The following is a 26,437-nucleotide window of genomic DNA, read 5'->3' on the forward strand; positions in this document are numbered from 1 at the left end:
CAACGGAGGAACCGCACCCGCATGAGCGCGCCGCACGTGTCGCTCCCCGACCCGACGCACCTGCCCAACCTGCCCCACCTGCCACCCCCCGACCCGCTGACCTCGCCCCTCACCGGCTGGACCCGCGCCCACTGGGAGGCGATCGCCGACCGCCTCCTCGACGCCCTGACGCCCTACGCCTCCCCGGGCCTGGCCCAGTACCGGCTGCCCGGCCCGCCCAGCCACTCCGGGCCCTGGTCGGACGGGTTGGAGGGATTCGCCCGCTCCTTCCTGCTGGCCGCGTTCCGCATCGCCGGTTCCGGAGGGGAGGGCGTTTTCGGCCTGATCGAGCGGTACGCGGCCGGGCTCGCGGCCGGCACCGACCCTCGCGGCCCCGACCGCTGGCCGCCCATCACCGACCGGTCCCAGCCCATGGTCGAGGCCGCGTCCCTCGCGATCGCCCTGCACGAGACCCGCCCCTGGATCTGGGACCGGCTCGACGACCGGGTACGGCAGCGGGTCGCCGACTGGCTCGGCGGCTTCGTCAAAGCGGTGGTCAACGACTCCAACTGGCGGCTGTTCCAGGTCGTCACCGAGGAGTTCCTCGCCTCCGTCGGCGCCCCGCACAGCCGCACCGAGATCGACGCCGGCCTCGCCCGCCTGGAGGACTGGTACCGGGGCGACGGCTGGTACACCGACGGCGACGGCCGCAAGTTCGACTACTACAACGCCTGGGCGCTGCACCTGTATCCGGTCCTGTGGGCCCGTATCGCCGGGCCGCGCGCCGACCCCCGGCTGGTGGCGGAACACCGGACGCGCCTGCGGTCGTTCCTCCACGACCACCAGCACTTCTTCGGCGCCGACGGCGCCCCCGTCCACCAGGGCCGCTCGCTCACCTACCGGTTCGCGACGACGGCCCCCCTGTGGGCGGGCGCCCTCGCCGGCGCCACCCCGCTGCCACCCGGCCGCACCCGCCGTCTCGCCTCCGGCGCGCTGAAGCACTTCGCCGAGCGCGGCGTGCCCGACGCCCGGGGACTCCTCACGCTCGGCTGGTACGGGCCCTTCCTCCCCGTCACCCAGCGGTACTCGGGCCCGGCCTCCCCGTACTGGGCGAGCAAGGCCTTCCTCGGCCTGCTCCTGCCCGCCGACCACTCCGTGTGGACCGCGCCCGAGGAACCCGGCCCGGTGGAGACGGCCGACGTACGCCTCGCGTTACCGGCACCGGGCTGGCTGCTGCACTCCACCGCCGCCGACGGGATCGTCCGGCTCGTCAACCACGGCAGCGACCGCCTCCCGCCCCCACCGGCAACGGCCGACGACAGCCCGCACTACGCCCGCTTCGCCTACTCCAGCGCCACGGCCCCCGAGACACCGGGCCCCGACAACCACATCGCGCTCCTCGCCCCCGACGGCACCCCCACCCCGCGCGGCCGCATCCACCCCCTCGGCGTCGAGGGCCCCCGCGCCGCCTCCTGGCACCGGGCCCTGCTCCCGGGCGACGGCGAAGGCCACCGCATCGAGACGGTCAGCGTGGTGCACGGCCCCTGGGAGGTCCGGGTGCACCGCGTCGACGCGCCGCCCGGCACACCCGTACGCGAAGGGGGCTGGGCCGTCGCCGACGACAGCGCGCCGCCGGTCGCGTCGACCGGCCCCGGCTGGGCGACGGCCCGGCGCGCCGACGGGCTGACCAGCACGGTCGTCGCCCTGTACGGATGGCAGGACGCCGGGACGGCAGTGGCACACGCGGTCGGCACCAATGCCTGTGGCCACCACTCGGCGACCCCGTACCTCACCCTGCCCGCCCACCCGGGCGGCACTCACCTCCTGGTGACCCTCGTCGGGCTGAGCGCCGGTCCGGAGACGAACGGCGACCCGCACACGCGGCGTTCAGGACCGCGCGTACGGGTCGCCGCGACTGGCGAGGTGGAGATCCGCTTCCCGGACGGCACCCGGGAACGGGTGCCGCGGTGACCGGGTCAGGCCGTGGCGCGGCCCCGCGTCACCGCCTTGCGCACCAGCGGCCAGGCCAGCAGCAGCACGATCACCGCGTACACCGTCACCGCGAACGGCGTGTTGAACAGCCCCGTCACGCTGCCGTCGCTGATCTGGAGAGCCCGCCGCAACTGCTGTTCGGCGTTGGGGCCGAGGATCACACCGATGACGGCGGGCAGCACCGGCAGCCCGTAGCGGCGCATGCCGAAGCCGATCAGGCCGATGATCAGCAGGATGACCAGGTCGATCACCTCACCGCCGACCGCGTACGCGCCGACCGCCGCGAAGAACATGATCCCGGCGTACAGGTACGGCCGCGGAATGCGCAGCAGCTTCGCCCACACCGGCGCCAGCGGCAGGTTGAGCGCGAGCAGCAGCACCATGCCGACGAAGAGCGAGGCGATCAGACCCCAGACCAGGTCGGGTTCGCGCTCGAAGAGCAGCGGGCCGGGCTGGATGCCGTACTGCTGGAAGGCGGCCAGCATCACGGCCGCGACCGCCGTGGTCGGCAGGCCCAGGGTCAGCATCGACACCAGGGTGCCCGCCGCCGAGGCCGACGCCGCCGACTCGGGCCCGGCCACGCCCTCGATGGCGCCCTTGCCCCACTCGTCCTTGTGCTTGGACAGGCGCTTCTCCGTCACATACGACAGGAAGGTGGGGATCTCCGCGCCGCCCGCCGGGATCGCACCGAACGGGAAACCGATGAACGGGCCCCGCAGCCACGACTTCCAGGTCCGGTTCACATCCCCGCGCCCCAGCCACGGACGCCCCACCGGGATGGGCTCCGGCGGCCTGCGCCGCAGGTGCGCCGCCACCCACAGGGCCTCGCCGATCGCGAACAGGCCGACCGCGACGATCACTACGTCGATGCCGTCGGCCAGTTGGAGCGAGCCGAAGGTCAGGCGCTGCTGGCCGGTCATCTGGTCCAGGCCCACCAGGCCCAGCGTGAGGCCGATGAGCAGGGAGGCCAGGCCCCGGATCCGGGACGAGCCCAGCACCGACGTCACCGCGATGAACGCCAGCACCATGATGGCGAAGTAGTCCGGCGCGCCGATGTCCACGGCCAGTTCGGCGACCGTCGGGGCGAGCGCCACCAGCAGGATCGTGCCGATCAGGCCGCCCGCGAAGTGCCCGACGGCGGCCGCCGCGAGGGCCTGCGCGCCGCGCCCGGACTTGGCCATGGGGTTGCCCTCCATGGCCGCCACCACCGCCGCGCTCTCGCCGGGCGTGTTGAGGAGGATGGAGGTGGTCGAGCCGCCGAACATCGCGCCGTAGTAGATACCGGCGAACATGATGAACGCGCCGATCGGGTCGAGCCCGTACGTCACCGGAAGCAGCAGCGCCACCGCCATGGCCGGGCCGATACCGGGCAGTACGCCGATCGCCGTGCCGAGCAGCACTCCGATCGCGGCCCAGAGCAGGTTGACCGGCGTGAGGGCCGTACCGAAGCCGTCCAGGAGGGAGTTGAAAGCATCCATCACAGCACTCCCATCAGCGGACCGCCGGGCAGGGGCACTCCGAGCAGGTTGTTGAAGACGACGTAGGTGACGAGGGAGAGCCCGGCCGCGATGAGCGGATCGCGGCCGGTTCTGCGGCTGCCGAGCGCGAACGCCGCACCCCAGAAGAGGAGCGCGCCCGCGACGGGGAAGCCGAGCGGCTCGATGAGGACGGCCGAGCCGAGGAACACCCCGGCGAGCAGCAGCACCGTGCGCCCGTCGGCGGGCTCGGACAGGTCGATGTCCTCACCGCCCTCGGCCTGGCCCCGGCCGCCGCGCAGCACGTCCACGGCGAGCAGCGCGGCGATCACCAGCAGGCCGGCGCCGACCACGACCGGCACGGTCTTCGGGCCGACCGGGCCGCGTTGGGCGATGTCGACGTCCATGGTGAGCGCGTCGGTCAGGACGAGCACGCCCAGTACCAGCAGCAGGGCGCACACGCCGAGTTCGGAGTGCTCCCGCAGCCATGAGCGCCGCTCGCCCTGCTCCGCGGGGGGAATGTCGGTGGTCTGCGTCGTCACAGTCCCAGCTCCTTCAGCACCGAAACCACGCGCTTGTCCTCGGCGTCGAGGAACGCGCCGAACTCCTCACCGGCGAGGAAGGCGTCGTCCCAGCCGTTCTGCCGCAGGGACGTGCGCCACTCGTCGGAGTCGTGCAGTTCCTCGATCAGCCGCACGAGTTTGCGGCGCTCCCCGTCGGCCAGTCCGGGCGGGGCGACGATGCCGCGCCAGTTGGTGAAGTTCACGTCGTACCCGGCCTCCTTCAAGGTGGGCGCGTCCAGCCCGTCGACGCGCTCGGGGCCGGTGACCGCGAGGAGACGCAGCTCGCCCGCCTTGATCTGGTCCAGGTACTCGCCGACGCCGGACACACCGAAGGCGACCTTGTTGCCGAGGATCGACGCGAGCAGCTCGCCGCCGCCGTCGAAGGGGATGTAGTTGACCTGCTTCGGGGGGATGCCGGAGGCCCGCGCCATCAGCATCGGCGCGAGGTGGTCGGGCCCGCCGGGCGACGAGCCGCCGCCCACCGGGAGCTTGCCCGGGTTCTCCTTCCAGGCGCCGATGAGATCGTCGATCGTCTTGTACGGGGAGTCCTTGGCCACCACGACGACGTCCTGCTCCTCGGTGAGCCGGGCGATGGGCGTGGTGTCACCGAGCGTCTTGGGCGCGTCGTTGGAGCGGACGGCGCCCACGACCCCCAGGCCCATGGACATGGCGAGCTTGCCGTTGCCGTGCTCGCTCACCAGCCGGCTCAGGCCGACCGTGCCGCCGGCGCCGGGCAGGTTGAACACCTCGATGTTGTGGGTCAGTCCGGCGTCCTCGGCGTTCTTCGCGGCCGTGCGGGCCGTGATGTCGTAGCCGCCGCCGGGGGTGTTGGGGACCATGAAACGCAGGCCCGGGATCTGTGTGCCGGTCTCGGAGCCGCTGCCGGTGGTCAGCAGCGGTGGTCCGACGAGCACGAGCACGGCGGCCCCGAGCAGGGCGAGGGGGGTGCGCAGGCGCACGAGTGCCACCACCTGTCGGTACGTCGTTGCGGGTGGGTAAGGGCCCTGTGGGGGAGGGTGATGTGGGCCACATGGTGCACGGGCGCCGACGGGCTGTCTCTCTTGCGGAACCAACGGAGTTTTTGGTCTTTGCGGTCACGACCGCCGGGGAGGCGGGCGGCTCGCGGCGCGGACGCCGCGAGCCCCCGGCTCACCGGGCGGGCGCGGCGCAGCTCACGTCCCGGGCCGGCAGCCGGCCCGTGGCGAGGTAGGCGTTGACCGTGTCGTCGACGCACGGCACACCGTAGACGCCGTACACCGCGTGCTGGTCGGCGCCGGTCAGGGTGATCAGGCGCGAGGAGGGCCACCTGCCGCGGACCGCCCGGGCGCCGTCGTAGCCGGTGCGCGGGTCCCCGGTGGCGTTGACCAGCAGGGCCGGCAGGTCGTCCCGGACCGTCGTCGGTCGCTCGCGCGGCCGGTCCCAGAAGGCGCACGGGTTGAGGTTGTTGGTCACGGGCGCGAACAGCGCGTCCTGCGCGCGGGTGCGCTGGACGTCACGCCAGTAGATCTCGGGGTCCCGCGGTGCGGCTCCGTCACCGCACACGATCGCCGTCTGCGCACTGCCGTAGGGGGAGTCGGTGCCCGTGAGCACGAACTCGAGCACCCCCGCCAGCCACGGGGACGGCGTCACCTTCCGCCCCTGCGCGGCCCGGAGCATGTCCCGCACGCCCTGGGCGAAGTCCCCGTAGGCGGCGTCGTTGTCCTGCGAGAGGCCGTTGAGGGCGACGATCGGCATGACGTGCTCGTCCAGGCGGTGCTCGCCGAGCCGCAGCGGGGTGCGGGCGGCGGCGCGCCGGACGCGTTCCACGGTGGCCAGCACCTCGCCGCGCGTACGGCCCAGACCGTAGGCCGCGTCGCGGGCCGCCGCCCAGGAGGCCCAGCCCTTCAGGGCCCGGCGGTTGGCCCGCTCGACGCCCAGCCACAGCCGGGCACCGTAGCGGTCCGGGTCGATCACGCCGTCGAGGACGACCCGGTCGGTCCGGCCGGGGAACAGCGTGGCGTACACCTCGCCGAGGTAACTGCCGTACGAGTAGCCCAGGTAGGAGATCCGCCGCTCGCCGAGCGCGGCCCGGATGACGTCCAGGTCGCGCGCGGTGTTACGGGTGGTGGCGTGAGGAAGGACATCGCCCGCGTGGGCGCGGCAGCGCTCGGCGAGGTCCTTCGAGAACGCGGCCACGCGGTCGAAGCCGGCCCGGTCCTCACCCGCCCCGCGCCACGCCGAGCCGGTCGGCCAGTGGCAGTCCAGGGGTGTGCTGCGGCCGACGAAGCGGGGATCCACACCGACCACGTCGTACCGGGCCGCGACGTCCTTCATCGCCTTGCGCACCCACGGTGGATCGCCGAGGGTCTGCCCGCCGGGGCCGCCGCCGTTGAGCAGCAGCGGGCCGACGCGGCGGTCGGTGTCGGTGGCGCGGATCCGGGAGATCGCGACGGTGATCGTGCGGCCCCCGGGGTCCGAGTAGTCCAGCGGGACGGTCACGTCGGCGCAGCGGGCGCCCGCCCGCTCCAGTTCCTTGCCGGTGGTGTCGCCCGGTCCGAGGACGCAGCTCTTCCAGGCGAGGCTCTGGTGGTGGTAGCGGGCGAGGGGGCCGGAGGCGGGACTCGCCCCGGCCGTGGCGGGCAGTGCGGTGAGGGCGAGGGCGGCGGCCGTCAGGGCCAGGGCTGCTCTTCTCGCGGTTCCCGGGTTGCGGGATAACACGTGGATGTCCCTTCTGTCGCGACGGTCCCCTCATCGGGTGGTCGTGGGCATGCCGATCAGGGGTGCTGTGCGACAGAACCGTAGGGGCGGGCCAGTCGCTGATCACTCCGGCTGGCAGCCGGGTCGGTGGTGGGGTCAACACCACCGCCGAGGCGGGGGCCACGCGGCTTTCGATGGTGGTGGCAACAACCCGGATCTCACCCCCGAGCTGGGAGAACGCTCGGGCAGACCTTGTGCAGGTCGCTGCAGGGGGGTTGTCCAGACATTCGCTCACGCCTAGGGTCGGCTTCCGGGTGCAAGCGCTTTCCAAGTGCTGTCCCAGCGTGTGTCCGCCGGCCGTCCGAGGAGCGCCGCATGTCCTTGTCCCCCGCCCGCCGCCGCGTGGCCGTCGTCGGCACCGGAGCGATCGTCAGCGGCAGTCATCTGCCCGCGCTGCGGGCCCACTCCGACCGGGTGGAACTGGTCGCCGCCGTCGACGTCGACCAGGAGCGCCTCGACGCCTTCCGCGAGCTGGCCGGCGGCCGGGTCGCCGGGTACACCTCGGTGGAGGCGATGCTGGACGCCGAACGCCCCGACCTCGTCCTCATCGGGACGCCGCCCGCCCTGCACCGCGACCAGACGGTGGCCGCGCTCAAGGCCGGTGCCTGGGTGCTGTGCGAGAAGCCGCTCACGCTGTCGCTCGCCGAGTACGACGAGATCGCCGCCGCCGAGGAGGCCTCCGGGGCGTACGCGGCGGTCGTCTTCCAGCACCGCTACGGATCCGGCGCGGTCCACGCCCGCGAGCTGATCACCGGCGGCGAGCTGGGCGCCCCGCTGGTGGCGCACTGCCAGACCACCTGGCACCGGGACGCCGCGTACTACGCCGTGCCGTGGCGCGGGAAGTGGGCGAGCGAGGGCGGCGGCCCGACCATGGGCCACGGCATCCACCAGTACGACCTCATGCTCCACCTTCTCGGCGAGTGGGAGGAGATCCGCGCCATGGCCGCCCGGCTCGTCCACGACACCGAGAGCGAGGACGTCTCCACCGCGCTGGTGCGGTTCACAAGCGGCGCCCTCGCCACCGTCGTCAACAGCGTGCTCTCCCCGGACGAGGTGAGCCGTATCCGCATCGACTGCGCGGACGCCACCGTCGAACTCACCCACCTGTACGGCCACACCAACGACAGCTGGGTCTACACCCCGGCCCCGCACGTCGCCTCCGACCGCGCCACCGCCTGGCGCACCCCCGCGAACGACGTGCCCAGCTCGCACACCGCCCAGCTGGGCGCCCTCCTCGACGCCTACGACAACGGCACCCGGCCACCGGGCAGTGGCCAGGACGCCCGCGCCACCCTGGAGTTCGCCGCCGCCCTGTACAAGGCGGCGTTCACCGGCCGCTCCGTGCACGCGGGCGAGATCGGCCCCGGCGACCCCTTCTACGAGGCCATGCACGGCGAGTACCCCGACTGGGCCCCCAAGGAGCGCGCATGAGCATCCGAGTCACCCACACCCACGGCGAGGACATCGCCGTCACGGCGGCGAACGGCACGGAGATCCTCCGCTACGTCTACCGCCCGGACCCCGATCCCTTCGAGTCCCGCAAGCCGTACGCCCACCCGGTGCGCACCCTGTCCGGCCGCACGGTCACCGGCTACCGCCCGAGTGACCACCGCTGGCACAAGGGCCTGCAGATGACCGCGAGCCATCTGTCCGGCCAGAACTTCTGGGGCGGCAACTGCTACGTCCACGGCCAGGGCTATCTGCCCCTGCCCGAGCGCGTCGGCTCCATGCGGCACGACGGCTTCCCGGAGTTCACGGCCGAGGACGACCGCCTCGCCTTCACCGAGGAACTCACCTGGGTGGAGAACGGCGGCGAGGAGTGGGCGCGCGAGGTGCGGGGGCTGACCGTCCACTCGGTGGACGAGGAGGCCGGCGCCTGGGTCCTGGACTGGTCGATCCGCCTCACCAACGTCCGCTCCGAGCCGTTGGCCTTCGGTTCCCCGACCACCGCGGGCCGTGAGATGGCCGGCTACACCGGACTCCAGTGGCGCGGCCCGCGCGACTTCACCGGCGGCACGGTCTTCGCCCCGGACACCGGCGCCGACGCGGGCAAGCTGATGGGCACCCAGGGCCCCTGGCTCGCCTTCACCACCGAGCACGACGACGTCGACGGCCACTCCACCCTCGTCTTCGCGCACGCGCCCGAGAACCTCGACGCGACGTCCGCGATCCACGAGTCCCACTGGTTCGTCCGCTCCGAGCCCTTCCCGACGGTCGCCTTCTCCTGGGCGTTCTTCGAGGAGTTCGCACTCCCGCCGGGCGAGTCCTTCGCCTACCGCTACCGGCTCGTCGTCGCCGACGGCGCCTGGGACCGCGACCGGGTCGGCACCCACCTGGAGGGCCTGCCGTGGTGAACGACGCCAAGCCCGCCCTGCCGCACCCGCTGCCCGGCGCGATCGGCCTGTCCCATCTGAGCGCCTACGACTGGGAGGCCGCCGACGGCGTCTGCGGCGGCAGCCCGCACCTGCACCTGGTGTGCACCGAGGCGTACGTCGTCACCGGCGGCCGGGGAGCGGTCCAGACGCTCAGCCCCGACGGCTACCGGGACATCCCCCTCGCGCCCGGCTCGATCGCCTGGTTCACCCCGGGCACCGTGCACCGCATGGTGCAGGGCGGCGATCTGCGCATCACCGTGCTGATGCAGAACAGCGGCCTGCCCGAGGCCGGGGACGCCGTGTTCACCTTCCCGCCCGACGTGCTCGCCGACCCGGAGAAGTACGCCGCCGCGGCGACCCTGCCGCCCGGTACGGGACCTCAGACGGCGGCGGCCGCCCAGCGCCGCCGGGACCTCGCCGTGGAGGGCTACCTGACCCTGCGCGAGGCGCTCGTCTCCGGCGACAACGGCCCGTACCTGGAGTTCCAGCGGGCCGCCGCCCGGATCGTGCGCGACAAGGTGCCCACCTGGCGCGCCCTGTGGCGGGCGGGCGCCCTGGCCACCGCCGAACGCACCGGCGCCCAGCTCGACGCGCTGGCCGGCGGCGAGCCCGCCTACCTCGGCGAGGCCACCGCCTACGAGGCCGCGCCCACCCGGCTCGGCGGCTTCGGCATGTGCGGCCGGCGGGACGAGTACAACCTGCCCGGGACGACACTGCCGTACCAGAGCGAGTAACGCAGCAGGGGGGCGAGGGGGGCCCACAGAAAGTCCGAGGAAAGGAAGAGGTGACCTCGGCATGCCGCGACACAGGACAAAGGGGTTCTGCGCGTCGGCCGCCGCACTGGCACTGTGTGCCGTGCTGGCGGGCTGCGGAGGATCCGGTGAATCGGCCGGCGGCGGCAAGGTCGTGCTGCGCTACACGTGGTGGGGCAACCCCGACCGCGCGGAACGCACCGAGCAGGCCGTCGCCCTGTTCGAGAAACAGCATCCGAACGTCGACGTGACGACGTCGTTCTCCGGCTACGACGCCTACAAGCAGAAGCTCGCCACCCAGGCCGCCGGCGGTGACGCGCCGGACGTGATGCAGCTGGACTACCGCCAGATCGACCAGTACGCCTCCGGCGGCGTCCTGCTCGACCTGGCGAAGCAGAAGTCCGTCCTGCGCACCTCCGAGATCGACCAGGGGCTGCTCGCCACCGGCCGCGTGGACGACGTCCAGTACGCCATCCCGCAGGGCCGCGGCACCGAGACCGTCGCCTACGACGTCGGGACCTGGAAGAAGTCGGGCGTGCCGCTGCCCGGCAAGAGCTGGACCTGGAGCCAGTGGGCCGACACCATGCGCGCCCTGGCGAAGAAGACCGGCAAGCCCGGGGCGACCGACCCCGGCCAGAGCGAGGACGCCTTCGAGGTCTGGCTGCGCGGACAGGGCAAGGCCCTCTACACCGAGGACGGCCGGCTCGGCTTCACCGCCGACGACCTCACCCGCTGGTGGACCTTCACCGACAAGCTGCGCCGCGAGGGCGCCGTCTCGCCCGCCGAGCAGACCACCCAGCTCGACGGCTCCGTCGAGAACACCCCGCTCGGGCGCGGCACCTCCGTCACCGACGCCAACTGGGACGCCCCGGCCAGCGGCTTCCTCGCCCTCGTCAAGGGCGGCGTCGCGCTCGCCCCCATGCCGTCCGGCGAGGACGGCACACCCGGCCAGTACTTCAAACCGTCCATGTTCGTCGGAGTCTCCGCGAACACCGCCCACCCGAAGGAAGCGGCACAGCTCGTCGACTTCCTCATCAACGACCGGCAGGCCGCGAAGATCCTCGGCGCGAGCCGCGGCATCCCCGTCAACGAGACCGTCCGCGACGAGATCGGCCCGCAGCTCAAGGACTTCGACAAGACCATCGCCGACTTCCAGGCGTCCCTGGAGGGCAAGCTCAAGGACCCGCCGCAGGCACCGCCCTCCGGCGACAACGCCCTCCAGAGCACCTTCCAGCGCGACTACGACCAGGTGTCCTACGCGCGCATGTCGCCGCGCGAGGCGGCCGAGAACTACGTCACCGAGGCGAAGGCGGAGCTGAGGTCATGACCACCACCGCGGTCCCCACGCAGACACCACGCGTCCCCGCCACCGCCCCGAAACGCCGCCCCAAGCGCGAACGCGAGGGCGCCGCCTGGGTGTTCCTCTCGCCCTGGGTCCTCGGCGCGATCGTCCTGACCCTGCTGCCGATGGCCGTGTCGCTGTACCTGTCGTTCACCGACTACGACCTGTTCAACCCGCCGAAGTGGGTGGGCCTGCGCAACTACGTGCAGATGTTCACCGAGGACCCGCGCTACTGGCGCTCGGTCGTGACGACGGTGACGTACGTCGTCATCGCCGTGCCCCTGCAACTGGCCCTCGCCCTGGTCGTCGCGCTCGCCCTGAAGGGCATGAAACGCGGCAAGGCCTTCTACCGCTCCGCCTTCTACGCGCCCTCGCTGCTCGGCGCGTCGATGTCCATCGCCCTGGTCTGGCGGGCCGTCTTCAACGACGGCGGCACGGTGGACAACCTGCTGGGCACCGGCGGCTGGGTCAACAAGCCCGGCTGGTCGCTGCTCGCCGTGGCCCTGCTGACGGTGTGGCAGTTCGGCGCCCCGATGGTCATCTTCCTCGCCGGTCTGCAGCAGATACCCGCCGAGCTGTACGAGGCGGCGGCGGTCGACGGGGCCGGGAAATGGCGGCAGTTCCTGTCCGTCACCGTGCCGATGCTGTCCCCGGTGCTCTTCTTCAACCTGGTCCTGCAGACCATCCAGGCCTTCCAGGTGTTCACGCCCGCCTTCGCGGTCAGCGCGGGCAAGGGCGGGCCGGCCGACTCGACCCTCGTCTACACCATGTACCTCTACGACCGCGGCTTCGTCGCCTCCCACATGGGCTACGCCTCCGCCATGGCCTGGGTGCTGCTCCTCGTGATCGGTGTGGTCACGGCAGTGCTGTTCCGCACCTCCCGCTCCTGGGTCTTCTACGCCTCCGAGGGGGACCGATGACCTCGACCGCCGTTACCCACAAGCCCGTCCGCTGGGCGCGGGTCGCCGTCCACCTGGGCTGCCTGGCCGCGCTGCTGGTCATGCTGTACCCGCTGGCCTGGCTGCTGGCGACCTCGCTCAAGCCCGCCGACGAGGTGATCGCCAGCCTCAACCTGCTGCCCAGCCACCTGGAATGGTCCAACTACTCCACCGCCATGGACGGCGTCAACGACGTCTCCATCTGGCGGCTGCTCGGCAACTCCCTGCTGATCGCCGGCGGCGCGGTCCTCGGCAACGTCATCAGCTGCTCGCTCGCCGCCTACGCCTTCGCACGCCTCAGGTTCCGGCTGCGCGGGCCGCTGTTCGCCTTCATGATCGCCACGATCATGCTGCCGCACCACGCCGTGCTGATCCCGCAGTACATCATCTTCAACCAGCTCGGTCTGGTGAACACCTACTGGCCGCTGATCCTGCCGAAGTTCCTCGCCACCGAGGCCTTCTTCGTCTTCCTCATCGTGCAGTTCATGCGCGGCCTGCCGCGCGAACTGGAGGAGGCGGCCCGGATCGACGGCTGCGGGCCCTTCCGCAGCTTCTTCCAGGTCGTGCTGCCGCTCACCCGGCCGGCCCTGATCACCACCGCCATCTTCACCTTCATCTGGACCTGGAACGACTTCTTCACCCAGCTCATCTACCTGTTCGACCCGGACAAGTTCACGCTGACCCTCGCGCTGCGCTCCTTCGTGGACGCCTCCAGCACCTCCGCGTTCGGCCCGATGTTCGCGATGTCGGTGATCGCGCTGCTGCCGATCGTGCTGTTCTTCCTCGCCTTCCAGCGGTTCCTGGTGGAGGGCATGGCCAGCTCCGGACTGAAGGGGTGAGCGGGATGCGCACACGTGAGGCCGGTGAGGTGTTCGGGCCGCGCATGACGCTGTTCGCGGACGTGCTCAGCGTCGGCCTCGCCACGTCGGTGGCCTGTCTGCCGCTGGTGACGGCACCGGCCGCGCTGTCGACGGCGTGCGCCGTACTGCGCGGCGCCGGACAGGACCGGCCCGTCACGGCCGGGCGGTACCTGGTCCTGCTGCGGCAACGGCTGCGGCCCGGTGACCTGCTGGCGGGGGCCGTCGCCCTGGCGGGGCTGCTGCTGCTCGCGGCCGACCTGGCGCTGGCGGGGGCCGGGCTGCCCGGGGCGCCGCTGTTCGCGGTGCTCGCCGCCGCCATCGGCGCCTGCGCGACGGTCGTCGGCCTGCGGGCCTGCGCCCGCCCCGAGTCGCTCACCGACTGGCGAGCGGCGGTCCGCGGGGCCGCCCGGGACGCCGTGGCGGACGCGGGCGGCAGCGGCCTGGTCCTGCTCGCCGTGGCGACGGCCGCACTGTGCGCCTGGATGCTCCTGCCCCTGGCCTTCCTGGCCCCGGGTCCGCTGGCCCTGGCACTCACCGCCGTCGACGTCCGCCGGTCCGCCGTGGTTGTTCTGGAATAGCCAGGAGCAGAGGGGCCGATGAACGGGCCCGCGGCCTCACCGCCGTGCGGCGTCGGTGCCGGTCCGTGGCCGGAAAGGGGCCGTGGGCGAGGTGCGTCTGGTTCCGGTCCGCGGCTTCAGCAGTGTGGCGGTGCCGGTGCGGGTTCGTGGCACGAGCGGGCTGCCGTGAGGAGGGCCTGTGCGGGTGGCCGCCGCCCGTGCTCGCGATGCCGTGGAACGGGCCTGCGGTCTCTCCGCCGTGCGGCGTCGGTGCTGGTCCGTGGCCGGAAAGGGGCCGTGGGCGAGGTGCGTCTGGTTCCGGTCCGCGGCTTCAGCAGTGTGGCGGTGCCGGTGCGGGTTCGTGGCACGAGCGGGCTGCCGTGAGGAGGGCCTGTGCGGGTGGCCGCCGCCCGTGCTCGCGATGCCGTGGAACGGGCCTGCGGTCTCTCCGCCGTGCGGCGTCGGTGCTGGTCCGTGGCCGGGAAGGGGCCGTGGGCGAGGCGCGTCTGGTTCCGGTCCGCGGCTGCAGCCGTGCGGCGGTGCCGCTGGTGGTCCGCTGCCCCTGTGTCCGCTCCGGGCGCGGCCGTGGCCGCCGTCAGTGTCGCCGTGGGGCTCGTGATGCCGTTGAACGAGCCCTCGGGTTCACCGCGTGCCGATCCGCGGCCAGGAACGGGCCGCAGTGAGGAGAGCCTGCGCCCGCTCCGACGGGGTGGCGGCCGCCGCTGCCGCCGCCAGGGCCGCCGCGGCGCTCGCGATGCCGAGGACCGCGCCCGCGGCCACGTCGCCCGGGTAGTGCACGCCCGTGTGGATACGGGAGTAGCCGACGGCGCTGGCCAGCGCCCCGAGCGGTACCGCGGCGGGCGGCAGGACCACACCGACGGCCGTGGCGAACGCGACCGCCGACGCCGTGTGCCCGGACGGGAACGAGGCCGACGTCGGCATCGGAACGTGCCGGTCCACCGTCACCCGGGCCGCCTCCCGGTCCGGCCGGGCCCGGCGTACCAGGCGCTTGCCGAGCAGATTGGCGGAGGCCGAGGCCACGGCGATCGCCCCGACGCCGGCGACCGCGGCCCTCCTCGGCCGCTTTCCGCCCAGCGCCAGGGCCGCGGCGATGGCGAACGAGATCTTGGAGTGGTCGGCCGCGTGCGACAGCCGGCGCAGCGTCCGGTCGAGCGTGGGGGTGGGAGTGGCGGCCACCGCCGCGTACAGCGCGCCGTCCACGGCCCTGAGATCGCCCATGACGGCGCCCAGGAGCCGGCGGGGCCCGCCGCCGGAGGGCTTCCCGTCCGGCGGGAGCGGACGGAGGGCGTCCTCGTCTGTGGTCGTCGGATCGGTCATGTGCTTCTCCCCGCAGTGGCCTTCCCCAGCAAGGTACCGGCTCACGCCGGGCGCACGCTCGGCGCCCCTGCGAGCCGGTACCTCCCGAGTGCCCACGCAAGGCGGCTGAACCCGTCTGCTGAACTGGGGGCATGATGCCCCTGCCACGCCGGGTACTGCGCGCACTCGACCGTTTCCACGCCGCCCGTCCCTGGGATCACAACGCCCACTTCCACCGCTGGATCCTGCGGCAGCTCCCCGGGCGGGTCGGGAGCGCCCTGGACGTGGGGTGCGGCAGCGGCGATCTCGCCCGGCTGCTGGCCGGCCGGGCCGAGCGGGTGCACGGAGTCGACGCCGACCGGGCGATCATCGCCCGGGCGCGGGAGCTGACCCCGACGGCGGTCCCGGTGACGTACACGGTGGCCGACGCGCCGGCCGGGCTGCCCGCCGGTCCGTACGACGTCATCACCTGCGTCGCCGTGGTCCACCACCTGCCGTTCACCGAGGCCCTGGAGGCTTTCCGCGCCCGTCTGGCCCCCGGCGGCACCCTGGTGATCGTCGGTGTCGCCCGGGAGCGGACGCCCGTCGACCACCTCCTCGGCGTCGCGTCGATCCCGCTCAACATCGTCATGGCTCTCCTCAAGAACCGGGGCCGGCAGGTGTCCCGCCCCGTCGCCATGACGGCCCGTACGCGTCCGGCGGACATGACGTTCCCGGAGATCGTCCGCGAGGCCCGGACCGTCCTGCCCGGCGCCCGCCTGCGCCGCCGCCTGTTCTGGCGTCACACGCTGGTGTGGCACCGCCGCTGACCCGCCACCGTCTCAGCCGGCCGCCCGGAACGTGCGCAGCCGCAGCGAGTTGCCCACCACGAACACCGACGAGAAGGCCATGGCCGCCCCGGCGATCATCGGTGTGAGCAGACCGGACGCGGCCAGCGGCAGAGCCGCCACGTTGTAGGCGAACGCCCAGAACAGGTTGGAGCGGATGGTGCCGAGGGTGCGGCGGGCGAGCCGGATGGCGTCCGCCGCGGCCCGCAGATCGCCCCGGACGAGGGTCAGGTCGCCGGCCTCGATCGCCGCGTCCGTGCCGGTGCCCATGGCCAGACCGAGATCGGCCTGGGCGAGGGCCGCCGCGTCGTTGACACCGTCGCCGACCATCGCGACCGAACGGCCCTCGGCCTGGAGCCGCTTGACGACGTCGACCTTGTCCTGCGGGAGCACCTCGGCCACGACGTGCTCCGGCGCGATGCCCACCTCGCGGGCGACGGACCGGGCCACCGCCTCGTTGTCCCCGGTCAGCAGGATCGGGGTCAGCCCGAGAGCGCGCAGCCGCCGGATCGCCTCGGGACTGGTCTCCTTCACCGCGTCGGCGACCTCCAGCACCGCGCGTGCCTCCCCGTCCCAGGCGACCGCGATGGCGGTGCGCCCGGCGTCCTCGGCCGCCGCCCGGGCCCGGGCCAGCTCCGCCGGCAGTTCCATCGCCCAGTCGGCGAGCAGCCGCTCCCGCCCGACGAGCACCGCATGCCCTTCGACGACGCCCTGGACGCCGAGCCCGGGCACGTTGGCGAAGTCCTCCGGCGTGGGCAGCGCGCCCAGCTTCTCCAGCGCGCCGTCGGCGACGGCCCGGGCGATCGGATGCTCGGAGGAGTGTTCCAGCGCCCCGGCCAGCCGCAGCACCTCGGCCTCGTCGGTGCCGTCGGCGGTGTGCACGGCCAGCAGGGTCATCCGGCCGGTGGTGACGGTGCCGGTCTTGTCCAGGACGACGGTGTCGACCCGGCGCGTGGACTCCAGCACCTCCGGGCCCTTGATGAGGATGCCGAGCTGCGCACCCCGCCCGGTGCCGACCATCAGCGCGGTCGGCGTGGCCAGCCCCAGGGCGCACGGGCAGGCGATGACGAGGACGGCGACCGCGGCGGTGAACGCGGCCGTCAGTCCGGCGCCGTTGCCGAGCCAGAAGCCCAGCGTGCCCAGCGCGAGAGCGATCACCACCGGCACGAAGACGGCGGAGATCCGGTCCGCGAGCCGCTGCGCCGCGGCCTTGCCGTTCTGCGCGTCCTCCACCAGCCGGGCCATCCGGGCCAGCTGGGTGTCGGCACCGACCCGCGTGGCGCGCACCACCAGCCGCCCGCCGACATTGATCGTGGCGCCCGTGACCGGGTCCCCGGCGCCCACCTCCACCGGCACGGACTCGCCGGTGAGCATGGACGCGTCCACGGCCGAGGAACCCTCGACGACCGTCCCGTCGGTGGCGATCTTCTCGCCGGGCCGGACCAGGAACCGGTCCCCGACCCGCAACTCGTCCACCGGCACGGTCTGTTCGCGGCCGCCGTCGCGCAGCACGGTGACGTCCTTCGCGCCCAGCTCCAGCAGCGCGCGCAGCGCCGCGCCCGCCTTGCGCTTGGCGCGGGCCTCGAAGTACCGGCCGGCCAGGATGAAGGCGGTCACGCCCGCGGCGGCCTCCAGGTAGATGTTCCCGGCGCCGTCCGTGCGCTCGATGGTCAGCTCGAAGGGGTGTGTCATGCCCGGCGTGCCCGCGGTGCCGAAGAACAGCGCCCACAGCGACCACAGGAACGCGGCCGAGGTGCCCACCGAGATCAGCGTGTCCATGGTGGCGGCGCCGTGCCGCGCGTTGGTGAACGCCGCCCTGTGGAAGGGCCACGCCGCGTACGTCACGACGGGCGCGGCCAGCGTGAGCGATAGCCACTGCCAGTACTCGAACTGCAGGGCCGGGATCATGGCCAGGGCCACGACGGGCACCGCCAGCACCACGGCCGTGACCAACCGCTGCCGCAGCGGCCGCAGTTCGTCGGGTTCCTCGGCCGGCTCCTCCCGCCCGGCGGGCGAAGCGGGCTCCTGGGCGGTGTATCCGGTCGCCTCGACCGTGGCGATCAGGTCGTCGACGCGGACGTCACCGCTGTAGCTGACCTTCGCCTTCTCGGTCGCGTAGTTGACGGTGGCGGTGACCCCGTCCATGCGGTTGAGCTTCTTCTCGATGCGCGCCGCGCAGGAGGCGCAGGTCATGCCGCCGATGGCGAGTTCCACCTCGGCACCGGTACCGGTCGTGTCGACGGTCATGGCTCACACCCTCCCGGTCAGCTCGTAGCCGGCCTCGTCGACGGTCGCCGCGATCAGGGCGTCGTCCGGCCCGGCGGCGCTGGTGACGGTGACGTGCCCGGCGTCGAGATCCACCTCGACGCCGCTGACGCCGTCCAGCTCGCCGAGGGCCTTGGTCAGCGTCGCCTTGCAGTGGCCGCAGGACATTCCGGAAACGGCGTAGGTGGTGGCGGTCATGGCGTGCCTCCTGGGTACGGTCGTGATGCTCGCATACGGGGCGGGGGTATGTCCTCGCCGAGTTCCTGTATACCCCCTAGGGGTATAAGAAGCAAGTGCGAGCATCACTTGACTGAATACCCCCTGGGGGTATGGTGAACAGCGTGAGGGTCCCGCGCCGGAGCGGGAGACCCGGTTCTGAAGGAGATGCAGGGCCATGAACACCGGACTGAAGATCACGACCTTCGCCGCCGTCCTGGCGGCGACCTTCGGCACGGCCTACGGCCTCGGCCAGGGCATCGACCCGGTCGTCGCCGACAGCCCGCCACGGCACGAGGGCGAGCACACTCGGCCCGCACCCCCACCCGAGCAGGCCGGCGGCCACACCGGACACGACACGCCCCCGGCCGGCGGGCTCCAGATCTCCGAAGACGGCTACACCCTCGACCTGCAGACCCCGAGCGTCACCGCCGGGCAGCGGGCCGACCTGCGCCTCACGGTCAGGGACGGCCGAGGCCGCGCCGTCACCGCCTACCAGCGCGAACACGACAAGGAACTGCACCTCATCGTGGCCTCACGCGACCTGGTCACCTACCGCCATCTGCACCCCACCCGGGCCGCCGACGGCACCTGGAGCACCCCCGTCGACCTGCCCCGCGCGGGCGGCTACCGCGTCTTCGCCGACTTCACCCCGGCCAGGGCGGACGCCCGGAACCTCACCCTCGGCGCGGACCTCGCCGTCTCCGGCCCGTACCAGCCGAAGGAACTGCCCGCACCGGCCGCCACCTCCAGGACCAACGGCTACGAAGTGAAGCTGTCCGGCGCCCTGCGCCCCGGCAAGGCGAGCGAACTGAAGCTGAAGGTCTCCCGCGCCGGCCGGCCCGTCACCGACCTCCAGCCCTACCTCGGCGCCTACGGCCACCTCGTGGCCCTGCGCTCCGGCGACCTCGCCTACCTGCACGTCCACCCGAACGGCGAACCAGGCGACGGAAAGACCCAGCCCGGCCCGGACATCTCCTTCACGGCCACGGCCCCCAGCGCCGGTTCCTACCGTCTGTTCCTCGACTTCAAGCACGACGGAAAGGTGCACACGGCGGCGTTCACCGTCACGGCCCGGGGAGCGGCGGCCGGATCCGGTACCCCCGAGGGGCATGCGGAGGACGGCCACGGGCACTGAGCCCCAAGGCCCCGGGCAGCGAGCCGTCCTCGCAGGTCAAGGCCGGCCGTGGCGGAGGTCCCACCGGGCCCGGTGGGCGAGGGCGGCCGCCCGGGCCGCCTCGGCTACGTCGGCGGGTACGACCGGCTCTGTCCGCCACGCGGCGGCGCTGTCCGCCATCGCGGCGACGAACTGCCGGCCCGTGTCCGTCAGCCGAGGCGAGGACGTCACCACCGTGAAGGCCTCCCAGGCCTGGATGCGCCAGTAGGCCAGCTCGAACTGCGCGCGCCTCAGGTCATCGCCGGTCGACCGAAGGCAGCGCCCATGCCAGAACCCGGCCACTCCGAAGAAGGCGAACACCCCCTGGAACAGGCCGTCGAAGGGCCGTGGATCATCCCGCCAGGGCGCGTAGAACAGCTCTTGCGCACTGTCCTGCTCACTGTGCAGTGACTCCATGTCGAGGAGGGCGTGGAGCTTGATGTGCCGGACCTCGTGCACCAGTGTCAGGGCGAGGTGCAGCGCGTCCTCCGGCTCGGCGAGGACGATCCCGCCGTAGGCATCGCTCGACGTCAGCGAAGTCGGCGCGCCGCCGGGCTCCGGGGCCTGCGGCGTGAGGGTGGTGAGAGCGGCTGCGAGCGCCCCGGCGTCCACGCCGTCCGTCTGGTCCAGCAGGGCCCATGCCTCACCGAGCAGTTCCTGCCAGCGGTCCACCTGCTCGGGGGTGAGAGGGCAGGGCGCCGTGCCGGGGCCGACACCGCGGTAAGGGTCGATGTCGTCGAGGCAGACCAGGCGGGTTTCGCCGGCGGCACAGGTCTTGATACGGCGCATCGGGTGCCAGCCGGGAGACTCGGCCTCCGGCGAAGAGGGAAGCCGCACCTCCTTGCCTGCGGCCCGGACGTATGTCAGGCCGTTCTCCGTCACGACGTGCGCCTCCGTCGTACGCCGGTCGGTTCCGAGGTCGGCGAAGCCGAGGGCCGGCAGGACGGCCAGGCCCTCGTGCAAGGGAATCCGGAGGGCGAGGGACAACCCGGCGTTGATGCCGGCCGTGGCCGCGAGTGCCCGCAGATGACCGGGATCGGCCTGTGAGGAGTCGTCCTCCAGGGCACGCAGCGTACGACTCATCCACCGGCCCGTAGCGGGATGCAGGAGCAGCCTGTCCATGAGGACCGGGTCGGCTCGGTCGGCTGTCGCGAACAACGCTCGCGCCTGCCGGACCCACGGGGCACCGTCCCGCTCGGTGTACCAGGCAAGGATGCTCGTCAGTGCCAGGACGCGGATGTCCAGCTGATGGGCGCGCAGCTTTTCGACGTCGCTGCTGGTCTCCCGCCCGGCGGCCAGGGCACGCAGCACAGCCGGCGGGCATCTCCTGGCGTTCGTGGGCAGGGCGGCGGGGTTGTCCTGGAAGCGGGACTGCGAGCGGTAGGAAAGCACCGGTCGGGACTGCGGGTCCGGGGAGTAGGAGTAGCTGCCGCCCGAGTATCCGCCGCCGCCGGTTCCCTCACCCGATTTGCTCTGCCGTGGTCGGGCAAACCTCTCGAGGATTCGTCGGACATCGGGGGCCGGTTCGTCGCTGTCGGCTGCGAGGGCCTCGTGCAGTGCCATCCTTGGGTGGTCCTCCTCATCGGCTCTGTTCAGGACAAGCGCGAGGTTCCGGCGGCTGGTCCGCACATCGGGGTGTTCCTCGCCCAGGAGCCGGACGTTGGCGTCGAGCACCGCACGGAAGTGCTCCGCCGCCTCGGCCGGGCGGCCCAGCAGATGCAACGTGGTGGCGAGTTCGTGCCGACTCGCGACCGCGTCGGGGTGGCCTTCGCCGAAACGCCCCTTGTTGACGTTCCAGATCTCGGCGAACTCGGCCCGGGCCTCGGTGAGCCGGCCCTTGTCCCGCATGACGCGTGCCAGTTCGTGGCGGGCGATGAGGGTGTCGGGGTGGGCGCGGCCCATCAGGTTCACGGAGTCCTCCACCACCTCCGCTCCGACGCGTTCGGCCTCGTCGAGCTCCCCGGCATCGCGCAACACCCGGGTGAGGCCGGCGCCGACGGCGAGTGTCAGCGGATCGCGGTGTCCGAACAGCTCTCGCCCCGCTCGCCGGATCTCCCGCAGTTCGTCGGCGGACTCCCTGAGCAGCCCACGCATGCGCAGGACCGTGGCGATGTCGTACCGGGTACGCAAGGCTTTGCGGGAGTTCGGCCCCGGGGCGCGCAGCCGGATTTCGAGGACGGCGCGCAGATCCTTCTCCGCCACCTCCGGCTGTCCGAGTGCACACAGCACCCGTGCCCGGCCGCCTCGGGCGGACTGGAGGAAGGGGTGGTCGTGCGGCAGCGTCCGTTCGCACGCCTCAGCCGTCGCCGTGTACTCGGCCTCGGACTCATGGAGCCGTGCGTCGTCGCGCAGAGCCAGAGCAAGGCTCAGACGGCTTTCGAGCGTCGCGGGATGGTCGGGCCCCAGACGGCTCTCCCGCACAGCGACGACGGTGCTGAGCTCGGTGACGGCCAGGGAGTACAGGCCGAGGAAGTTGCGGCTCTGCGCGGCACGCAAGGCGGGTTCGGTGGCGGCGACGGTGACGTCGTCCGGCACGGAGCCGACCAGTTCCAGCAGGTGCAGGGGAGCGGTGCAGTGCGGGGCGAAATGGCGCCATCGGCGCCAGTGCGTGGGGTCGTCCGGTTCGAGCGGGCTCACGGCGCGCTCCAGCAGGGCCGTGACGAGGCCGAGGAATGTCCCGGTGTGCGTGGCGAAGTCGGCGTGTGCGCGGTTGCTGGCGCGGACCAGCGGGTGGATGTCGAGCTTCCGGCGGATGTCGGCGTCGGACGATGCCCCGCTGCCGGGTTCCGGGCTCACGCTCTGCAGGCTGACCAGCCGCAGACCGGAGAGCCCCTTCAACGCGGCCTGGATCCGTTCGTCGGTCGGAGCGGGGAACAGCTCACAGGTGGCGAGCAACTCGGGGTCGAGCAGTTGCCGGTGGGGAATCGGTGCCGGCCCTAACGCCGACAGGAGGCGCAACAGCGGCCGGGCGAGGTCGTTGCCCTGGTCGTGGAGGAGATCGAGCGAGATCTCCCAGGTCGTCAGGATGGCCCGGCGGGCCTGTTCCGCCTCCCCGAGCGAGGAGTCCGGGTCGGCGGCCATCTCCGCGATCCGTCCGTCGAAGTCACGGCGGTACTCCGCGAACGTCTCGGGCGTTCCGGGCACGGGCCATGGCTCGTCGGCGGCCAGCGCGAGGTAGGAGCCGGCGAGGTCCAGGGCCAGGGGCAGGCCGCCGAGGTGCCGGGCCAGCTCCTTCGCCTCCCGCTCATGGCCCGCGTCCGGTGCCAGGTCGAGCAGGATACGAGCCCCGTCGTCGATGTCGAGCACGTCCACCGGAAGGACCTGTATCCACGGCGCCCATCGCTCCGGACGCGATTCGCGGCTCGTGACGAGTACCGTCCCGTGCGGGGTGCCGGGCGGCCGCAGCCAGCCGACGCCACGTGCCAGGGGCTGTGACGGCGCGCGGAGGAAGGATGGATCGTCGACGTTGTCGAGAACGAGGAGCCAGGGTTCGGTGAGCGCGTTGAGCCGCTTCCACAGCACATCGGCGGCGTGGGCGCGGACGAACTCCCCGCTGTCGGCCCCGGCGTCGAACGCGACGGCGTGCAGAGCGCCCCAGAGGCTCTCACGGTCGGCGGCGGACACCCACCACACATGGCCCGCCCGGGGGGAGAGCCGGTGTGCGACCTCCAGAGCCACCGTGGTCTTGCCGCAGCCGCCTAGCCCGGTCAGCACATGGACGCGGGGGTGGTCCGAGCCGTCACCCGCATCGTGTCCCATGCCGCCGGTCAGCGCCGCCACCAGGGCGTCCCGCCCGCGCAGCCGGTCCGCGGCGACCCGTCGCTGGGGAACGGCGAGCGGGACCGAGGTGAGGTCCACATGCGAAGGGAACGCCGCCGCGGCCGACCGCTCGTGATACGCGGCCTGCGCGAACGCCTCCTTCGACAGCAGAACCGCCCGCTCGATGTTCTCGACGTGCACCCCGGTCGCGCCGTCACCGGTGACGATCTGGCCGGCGTCCCGACCCACGGAGGCCGACCGGTCCCCGGGCGAAGACGTGGTCGGCGGATCAGTCCTCCTCACCATTCCCTGAGTATTTCCCGTGCCTTCCCTTCGCACAGCCGGAACCCGAAAACACCGCGCATGCGGGATGCCGAGGGTCAGCCGAGCGCCCGGTCCAGGTTGAAGGCGGCGCTGATCAGCGCGAGATGCGTGAACGCCTGCGGGAAGTTGCCCTGCTGCTCCCCGGTGTGGCTGATCTCCTCGGCGTACAGGCCGAGATGGTTGGCGTACGTCAGCATCTTCTCGAAGGCGAGACGCGCCTCCTCGATGCGGCCCGCGTGCACCATGGCCTCGACGTACCAGAACGAGCAGATGGAGAACGTGCCCTCGTCGCCGCGCAGCCCGTCGGGGCTGGACTGCGGGTCGTAGCGGTAGACCAGCGAGTCGGAGACGAGTTCCTCGGTGAGCGCGTCGAGCGTCGACAGCCACTTCGGATCGGTCGGGGCGATGAACTTCGTCAGCGGCATCATCAGCACGGCCGCGTCCAGCACGTCACCGTCCTCGTGCTGGACGAAGGCCCGGCGCGCCTCGGACCAGCCCCGGCTCATGATGCGCCGGTAGATGGTGTCGCGGCACTCCCGCCAGTGGAGCAGGTCGGCGGGCAGTCCGCGCCGGATGGCCATCCGGATGGCCCGCTCGATCGCCACCCAGCACATCAGCCGCGAGTACAGGAAGCGCTTGCGCCCGCCCCGCGTCTCCCAGATCCCCTCGTCGGGCTGGTCCCAGTTCTCGCACACCCAGTCCACCAGCGCGCACACGTCGTCCCACTGGCCGCTGGAGATGGGCTTGGCCCATTTGTCGTACAGGTAGATGGAGTCGATCAGCGCGCCGTAGATGTCGAGCTGGAGCTGGTCGGCCGCGGCGTTGCCGACCCGTACCGGTGCGGAACCCTCGTGGCCCTCCAGATGGCCGAGGGTGGTCTCGGGCAGCTCGGTGCGCCCGTCGATGCCGTACATGATCTGCAGGGGACCGGATGCCTTGCAGTCGCCCGGGCTGATGTGCCGGGTCAGGAAGTCCATGAACTTCTCGGCCTCGCCGGTGAAGCCCAGCCGCAGCAGGGCGTAGACGCAGAAGGCCGCGTCGCGCACCCACACGTACCGGTAGTCCCAGTTGCGTTCGCCGCCGAGCCGCTCGGGCAGACTCGTGGTCGGCGCGGCCACGATCGCCCCGGTCGGCGCGTAGGTGAGCAGCTTCAGCGTCAGCGCCGAGCGGTGCACCATCTCCCGCCAGCGGCCCTTGTACCGGGACGCCGCCAGCCAGCGCCGCCAGTACACCACCGTCGCCGCGAACTGCTCCTCCGCCTCCGTGCGCGCACACCGGCGGGGCGCCACGTCGCCGCCCAGCTTGTCCAGCGCGAACACCGCCGACTCGCCCTCGGAGAGCTTGAAGTCCCCGCGGACGTCCGGCCCGTCCGTCTCCAGCGGCACGGTCGCGGTCAGCCCGAGCGCCATCCCCTCGGACTCGAAGACCGCCGTGTCACCGGTCAGCCGGACGGTGTGCGGCCGGGTGCCGTAGTCGAACCGGGGGGCGACGCGGGTACGGAACGGGATCGAGCCGCGTACGCACACCACCCGGCGGATCAGCCGGTGCCGTTCGGCCTCGGCCGGCTCGCCGTCGAGCGGCATGAAGTCCTGCACCTCGCCGACACCGTCCTCGGTGAAGAACCGGGTGATCAGGACGTTGGTGTCGGGGAAGTAGAACTGCTTGGTCCGCGCCGGCACCGCCGCCGCCAGCTCGAAGCAGCCGCCGCGCTCCGCGTCCAGGATCGAGGCGAACACGCTGGGCGCGTCGAAGGCCGGGCAGCAGTACCAGTCGATCGTCCCGTCGGTCCCCACCAGGGCCACGCTGCGCAGATCGCCGATCAGCCCGTGCTCGGCGATCGGCAGATACCGCCGGCCGCCCGGCACGTCGTGGTCCCGCGCTGGTCCGCCCATGACGCCTCCCTGGCCCGGCATGCGCCTCTGCCCCAGCTTAGGCGCGCGGCCCGCCTGACGGCGGCCAAGGCGTACACCGTGACGACCTGCGGTCCTGCCTCCCCGAACCGCCGCCCGGTCTTCAGGGGGCTCTGGCGCACCCGATCCGGCCCTCATGCTTGATAATGCTCAAAAGCTGGCGATATCTTGCAGGAACAATCAGACCGGAGGGTGCGGCATGACCCATGTCGAGGACGAGCTCACCAGCCAGCCCGCGTGCTGGACACGCGCCGCGTCACAGGCGGCCGACCACGCGGAGGCGCTGCCGGCGCCGGGGGAGCGGGTCGCGATCGTGGGCTGCGGCACCTCGTACTTCATGGCCCAGGCGGCCGCGGCCCTGCGCGAGGGCGCGGGCCAGGGCGAGACCGACGCGTTCGCCGCCTCGGAGTTCCCGTACGGCCGCGCCTACGACCGGGTCGTCGCCCTCACCCGCTCCGGTACCACGACCGAGATCCTCGAACTCCTCGGCAGGCTGAAGGGCCGCACCCGCACCACCGCGATCACGGCTGACCCGGACACCCCCGTGCGGACGGCGGCCGGCCGGCTCGCCGTCCTCGACTTCGCCGACGAACGCTCCGTCGTCCAGACCCGGTTCGCCACCACCGCCCTCACCCTCCTGCGCGCCCACTTCGGCCTGCACTGCGACACCGCCGTCACCGACGCGCGCACCGCCCTGACCGAACCCCTGCCCGAAGGCCTCGTCGACTGCGCCCAGTTCACCTTCCTGGGGCGAGGCTGGACCGTCGGTCTGGCCCACGAGGCCGGGCTGAAGATGCGCGAGGCGTCCCAGTCCTGGGCGGAGGCCTACCCGGCGATGGAGTACCGGCACGGGCCCATCAGCGTCACCACGAGCGGCACCGCGACCTGGATGCTCGGCCAGGCGCCGGACGGGCTGGCCGAACAGGTGCGCTCCACCGGCGGGTTGTGGATCGAGGGCCGGCTCGACCCCCTGGCCGAACTCGTCCGGGCCCAGCGCCTCGCGGTCGCCGTCGCCGCCGCCCGCGGCCTCGACCCGGACCGGCCCCGCCACCTCACCCGCTCGGTGATCCTCGCCCACTGACCCCGGAGGCACC

At 72.6% G+C, this 26,437-nt stretch carries 20 protein-coding genes; 11 read left to right on the forward strand and 9 right to left on the reverse strand.

Annotated features, from left to right (window positions below):
• The first annotated feature begins 21 nt into the window (after nucleotides 1-21).
• On the forward strand, nucleotides 22-1,950 hold the full coding sequence (locus ACFZDA_RS14820) for a DUF2264 domain-containing protein (protein ID WP_391080268.1): 1,929 nt from the start codon (nucleotides 22-24) through the stop codon (nucleotides 1,948-1,950).
• 5 nt (nucleotides 1,951-1,955) lie between these two features.
• On the opposite strand, the gene ACFZDA_RS14825 is transcribed toward ACFZDA_RS14820, so the two are convergent.
• From ACFZDA_RS14825 to ACFZDA_RS14840, 4 genes are all read right to left on the reverse strand, one after another.
• Complete coding sequence (locus tag ACFZDA_RS14825) at nucleotides 1,956-3,449, reverse strand: tripartite tricarboxylate transporter permease (RefSeq protein ID WP_391080271.1); 1,494 nt, start codon at nucleotides 3,447-3,449, stop codon at nucleotides 1,956-1,958.
• The gene (locus ACFZDA_RS14830; RefSeq protein WP_391080274.1) at nucleotides 3,449-3,988 is read right to left on the reverse strand and encodes a tripartite tricarboxylate transporter TctB family protein; all 540 of its coding nucleotides are present in this window, start codon (nucleotides 3,986-3,988) and stop codon (nucleotides 3,449-3,451) included. Before ACFZDA_RS14830 ends, ACFZDA_RS14825 begins: the two co-directional genes overlap by 1 nt.
• Nucleotides 3,985-4,968 carry a tripartite tricarboxylate transporter substrate-binding protein gene (locus ACFZDA_RS14835; protein ID WP_391081693.1) on the reverse strand — a complete coding sequence of 328 codons (984 nt, stop codon included), beginning with the start codon at nucleotides 4,966-4,968 and terminating at the stop codon, nucleotides 3,985-3,987. Before ACFZDA_RS14835 ends, ACFZDA_RS14830 begins: the two co-directional genes overlap by 4 nt.
• Nucleotides 4,969-5,158: 190 nt before the next feature.
• Nucleotides 5,159-6,706: an alpha/beta fold hydrolase gene (locus ACFZDA_RS14840; RefSeq protein WP_391080278.1), complete on the reverse strand. Its 1,548-nt coding sequence runs from the start codon at nucleotides 6,704-6,706 to the stop codon at nucleotides 5,159-5,161.
• Nucleotides 6,707-7,060: 354 nt separating this feature from the next.
• On the opposite strand from ACFZDA_RS14840, the gene ACFZDA_RS14845 reads away from it, so the two are divergent.
• From ACFZDA_RS14845 to ACFZDA_RS14875, 7 genes are all read left to right on the forward strand, one after another.
• Complete coding sequence (locus ACFZDA_RS14845; protein WP_391080281.1) at nucleotides 7,061-8,176, forward strand: Gfo/Idh/MocA family oxidoreductase; 1,116 nt, start codon at nucleotides 7,061-7,063, stop codon at nucleotides 8,174-8,176.
• Nucleotides 8,173-9,099 carry a DUF6807 family protein gene (locus ACFZDA_RS14850; RefSeq protein ID WP_391080284.1) on the forward strand — a complete coding sequence of 309 codons (927 nt, stop codon included), beginning with the start codon at nucleotides 8,173-8,175 and terminating at the stop codon, nucleotides 9,097-9,099. Before ACFZDA_RS14845 ends, ACFZDA_RS14850 begins: the two co-directional genes overlap by 4 nt.
• The gene (locus ACFZDA_RS14855) at nucleotides 9,093-9,854 is read left to right on the forward strand and encodes a cupin (RefSeq protein WP_391080286.1); all 762 of its coding nucleotides are present in this window, start codon (nucleotides 9,093-9,095) and stop codon (nucleotides 9,852-9,854) included. Before ACFZDA_RS14850 ends, ACFZDA_RS14855 begins: the two co-directional genes overlap by 7 nt.
• Before the next feature lie 61 nt (nucleotides 9,855-9,915).
• Complete coding sequence (locus tag ACFZDA_RS14860) at nucleotides 9,916-11,199, forward strand: extracellular solute-binding protein (RefSeq protein ID WP_391080289.1); 1,284 nt, start codon at nucleotides 9,916-9,918, stop codon at nucleotides 11,197-11,199.
• Nucleotides 11,196-12,134 carry an ABC transporter permease subunit gene (locus ACFZDA_RS14865; RefSeq protein ID WP_391080292.1) on the forward strand — a complete coding sequence of 313 codons (939 nt, stop codon included), beginning with the start codon at nucleotides 11,196-11,198 and terminating at the stop codon, nucleotides 12,132-12,134. The genes ACFZDA_RS14860 and ACFZDA_RS14865 overlap by 4 nt, the downstream gene beginning before the upstream one ends.
• Complete coding sequence (locus tag ACFZDA_RS14870) at nucleotides 12,131-12,991, forward strand: ABC transporter permease subunit (RefSeq protein ID WP_391080295.1); 861 nt, start codon at nucleotides 12,131-12,133, stop codon at nucleotides 12,989-12,991. The genes ACFZDA_RS14865 and ACFZDA_RS14870 overlap by 4 nt, the downstream gene beginning before the upstream one ends.
• Before the next feature lie 5 nt (nucleotides 12,992-12,996).
• Nucleotides 12,997-13,590 carry a hypothetical protein gene (locus tag ACFZDA_RS14875; protein WP_391080298.1) on the forward strand — a complete coding sequence of 198 codons (594 nt, stop codon included), beginning with the start codon at nucleotides 12,997-12,999 and terminating at the stop codon, nucleotides 13,588-13,590.
• 621 nt (nucleotides 13,591-14,211) lie between these two features.
• Here the strand turns inward: ACFZDA_RS14875 and ACFZDA_RS14880 are convergent.
• Complete coding sequence (locus ACFZDA_RS14880; protein WP_391080300.1) at nucleotides 14,212-14,907, reverse strand: phosphatase PAP2 family protein; 696 nt, start codon at nucleotides 14,905-14,907, stop codon at nucleotides 14,212-14,214.
• Between the two features lie 131 nt (nucleotides 14,908-15,038).
• Here ACFZDA_RS14880 and ACFZDA_RS14885 point away from each other — a divergent pair, with 131 nt between their 5' ends.
• On the forward strand, nucleotides 15,039-15,695 hold the full coding sequence (locus tag ACFZDA_RS14885; RefSeq protein WP_391080303.1) for a methyltransferase domain-containing protein: 657 nt from the start codon (nucleotides 15,039-15,041) through the stop codon (nucleotides 15,693-15,695).
• Nucleotides 15,696-15,707: 12 nt separating this feature from the next.
• Here ACFZDA_RS14885 and ACFZDA_RS14890 read toward each other — a convergent pair whose 3' ends face one another.
• Together ACFZDA_RS14890 and ACFZDA_RS14895 are read right to left on the reverse strand one after the other, a co-directional pair.
• Nucleotides 15,708-17,960, reverse strand: a complete 2,253-nt coding sequence (locus ACFZDA_RS14890) for a heavy metal translocating P-type ATPase (protein ID WP_391080306.1) — start codon at nucleotides 17,958-17,960, stop codon at nucleotides 15,708-15,710.
• A gap of 3 nt (nucleotides 17,961-17,963) precedes the next feature.
• Entirely contained in the window at nucleotides 17,964-18,176 is a 213-nt protein-coding gene (locus ACFZDA_RS14895; protein ID WP_391080309.1) for a cation transporter, read from the reverse strand.
• A gap of 196 nt (nucleotides 18,177-18,372) precedes the next feature.
• Between ACFZDA_RS14895 and ACFZDA_RS14900 the strand changes: the two genes are divergently transcribed.
• On the forward strand, nucleotides 18,373-19,332 hold the full coding sequence (locus tag ACFZDA_RS14900) for a hypothetical protein (RefSeq protein WP_391080312.1): 960 nt from the start codon (nucleotides 18,373-18,375) through the stop codon (nucleotides 19,330-19,332).
• 36 nt (nucleotides 19,333-19,368) lie between these two features.
• Here the strand turns inward: ACFZDA_RS14900 and ACFZDA_RS14905 are convergent, their stop codons facing one another.
• Together ACFZDA_RS14905 and ACFZDA_RS14910 are read right to left on the reverse strand one after the other, a co-directional pair.
• Nucleotides 19,369-23,358, reverse strand: a complete 3,990-nt coding sequence (locus ACFZDA_RS14905) for an aKG-HExxH-type peptide beta-hydroxylase (protein ID WP_391080314.1) — start codon at nucleotides 23,356-23,358, stop codon at nucleotides 19,369-19,371.
• Between the two features lie 131 nt (nucleotides 23,359-23,489).
• Nucleotides 23,490-25,325 (reverse strand): glycoside hydrolase family 15 protein, encoded by a 1,836-nt coding sequence (locus ACFZDA_RS14910; protein WP_391080317.1) that lies wholly within the window; start codon nucleotides 25,323-25,325, stop codon nucleotides 23,490-23,492.
• Nucleotides 25,326-25,542: 217 nt separating this feature from the next.
• On the opposite strand from ACFZDA_RS14910, the gene ACFZDA_RS14915 reads away from it, so the two are divergent.
• Nucleotides 25,543-26,424: an SIS domain-containing protein gene (locus ACFZDA_RS14915; protein ID WP_391080320.1), complete on the forward strand. Its 882-nt coding sequence runs from the start codon at nucleotides 25,543-25,545 to the stop codon at nucleotides 26,422-26,424.
• Nucleotides 26,425-26,437: the final 13 nt, after the last annotated feature.

The organism is Streptomyces sp. NPDC007991 (genome assembly GCF_042958445.1).
Classification (GTDB): Bacteria; Actinomycetota; Actinomycetes; order Streptomycetales; family Streptomycetaceae; genus Streptomyces.

Bases quoted from the DNA above. Each gene is read 5' to 3' on its own strand.
- ACFZDA_RS14915 (WP_391080320.1), top strand. From the start codon at position 25,543: ATGACCCATGTCGAGGACGAGCTCACCAGCCAGCCCGCGTGCTGGACA.
- ACFZDA_RS14900 (WP_391080312.1), top strand. From the start codon at position 18,373: ATGAACACCGGACTGAAGATCACGACCTTCGCCGCCGTCCTGGCGGCG.
- ACFZDA_RS14885 (WP_391080303.1), top strand. From the start codon at position 15,039: ATGATGCCCCTGCCACGCCGGGTACTGCGCGCACTCGACCGTTTCCAC.
- ACFZDA_RS14825 (WP_391080271.1), bottom strand. From the start codon at position 3,449: ATGGATGCTTTCAACTCCCTCCTGGACGGCTTCGGTACGGCCCTCACG.
- ACFZDA_RS14865 (WP_391080292.1), top strand. From the start codon at position 11,196: ATGACCACCACCGCGGTCCCCACGCAGACACCACGCGTCCCCGCCACC.
- ACFZDA_RS14820 (WP_391080268.1), top strand. From the start codon at position 22: ATGAGCGCGCCGCACGTGTCGCTCCCCGACCCGACGCACCTGCCCAAC.
- ACFZDA_RS14910 (WP_391080317.1), bottom strand. From the start codon at position 25,325: ATGGGCGGACCAGCGCGGGACCACGACGTGCCGGGCGGCCGGCGGTAT.
- ACFZDA_RS14880 (WP_391080300.1), bottom strand. From the start codon at position 14,907: ATGACCGATCCGACGACCACAGACGAGGACGCCCTCCGTCCGCTCCCG.
- ACFZDA_RS14890 (WP_391080306.1), bottom strand. From the start codon at position 17,960: ATGACCGTCGACACGACCGGTACCGGTGCCGAGGTGGAACTCGCCATC.
- ACFZDA_RS14845 (WP_391080281.1), top strand. From the start codon at position 7,061: ATGTCCTTGTCCCCCGCCCGCCGCCGCGTGGCCGTCGTCGGCACCGGA.
- ACFZDA_RS14870 (WP_391080295.1), top strand. From the start codon at position 12,131: ATGACCTCGACCGCCGTTACCCACAAGCCCGTCCGCTGGGCGCGGGTC.
- ACFZDA_RS14860 (WP_391080289.1), top strand. From the start codon at position 9,916: ATGCCGCGACACAGGACAAAGGGGTTCTGCGCGTCGGCCGCCGCACTG.
- ACFZDA_RS14875 (WP_391080298.1), top strand. From the start codon at position 12,997: ATGCGCACACGTGAGGCCGGTGAGGTGTTCGGGCCGCGCATGACGCTG.
- ACFZDA_RS14895 (WP_391080309.1), bottom strand. From the start codon at position 18,176: ATGACCGCCACCACCTACGCCGTTTCCGGAATGTCCTGCGGCCACTGC.
- ACFZDA_RS14850 (WP_391080284.1), top strand. From the start codon at position 8,173: ATGAGCATCCGAGTCACCCACACCCACGGCGAGGACATCGCCGTCACG.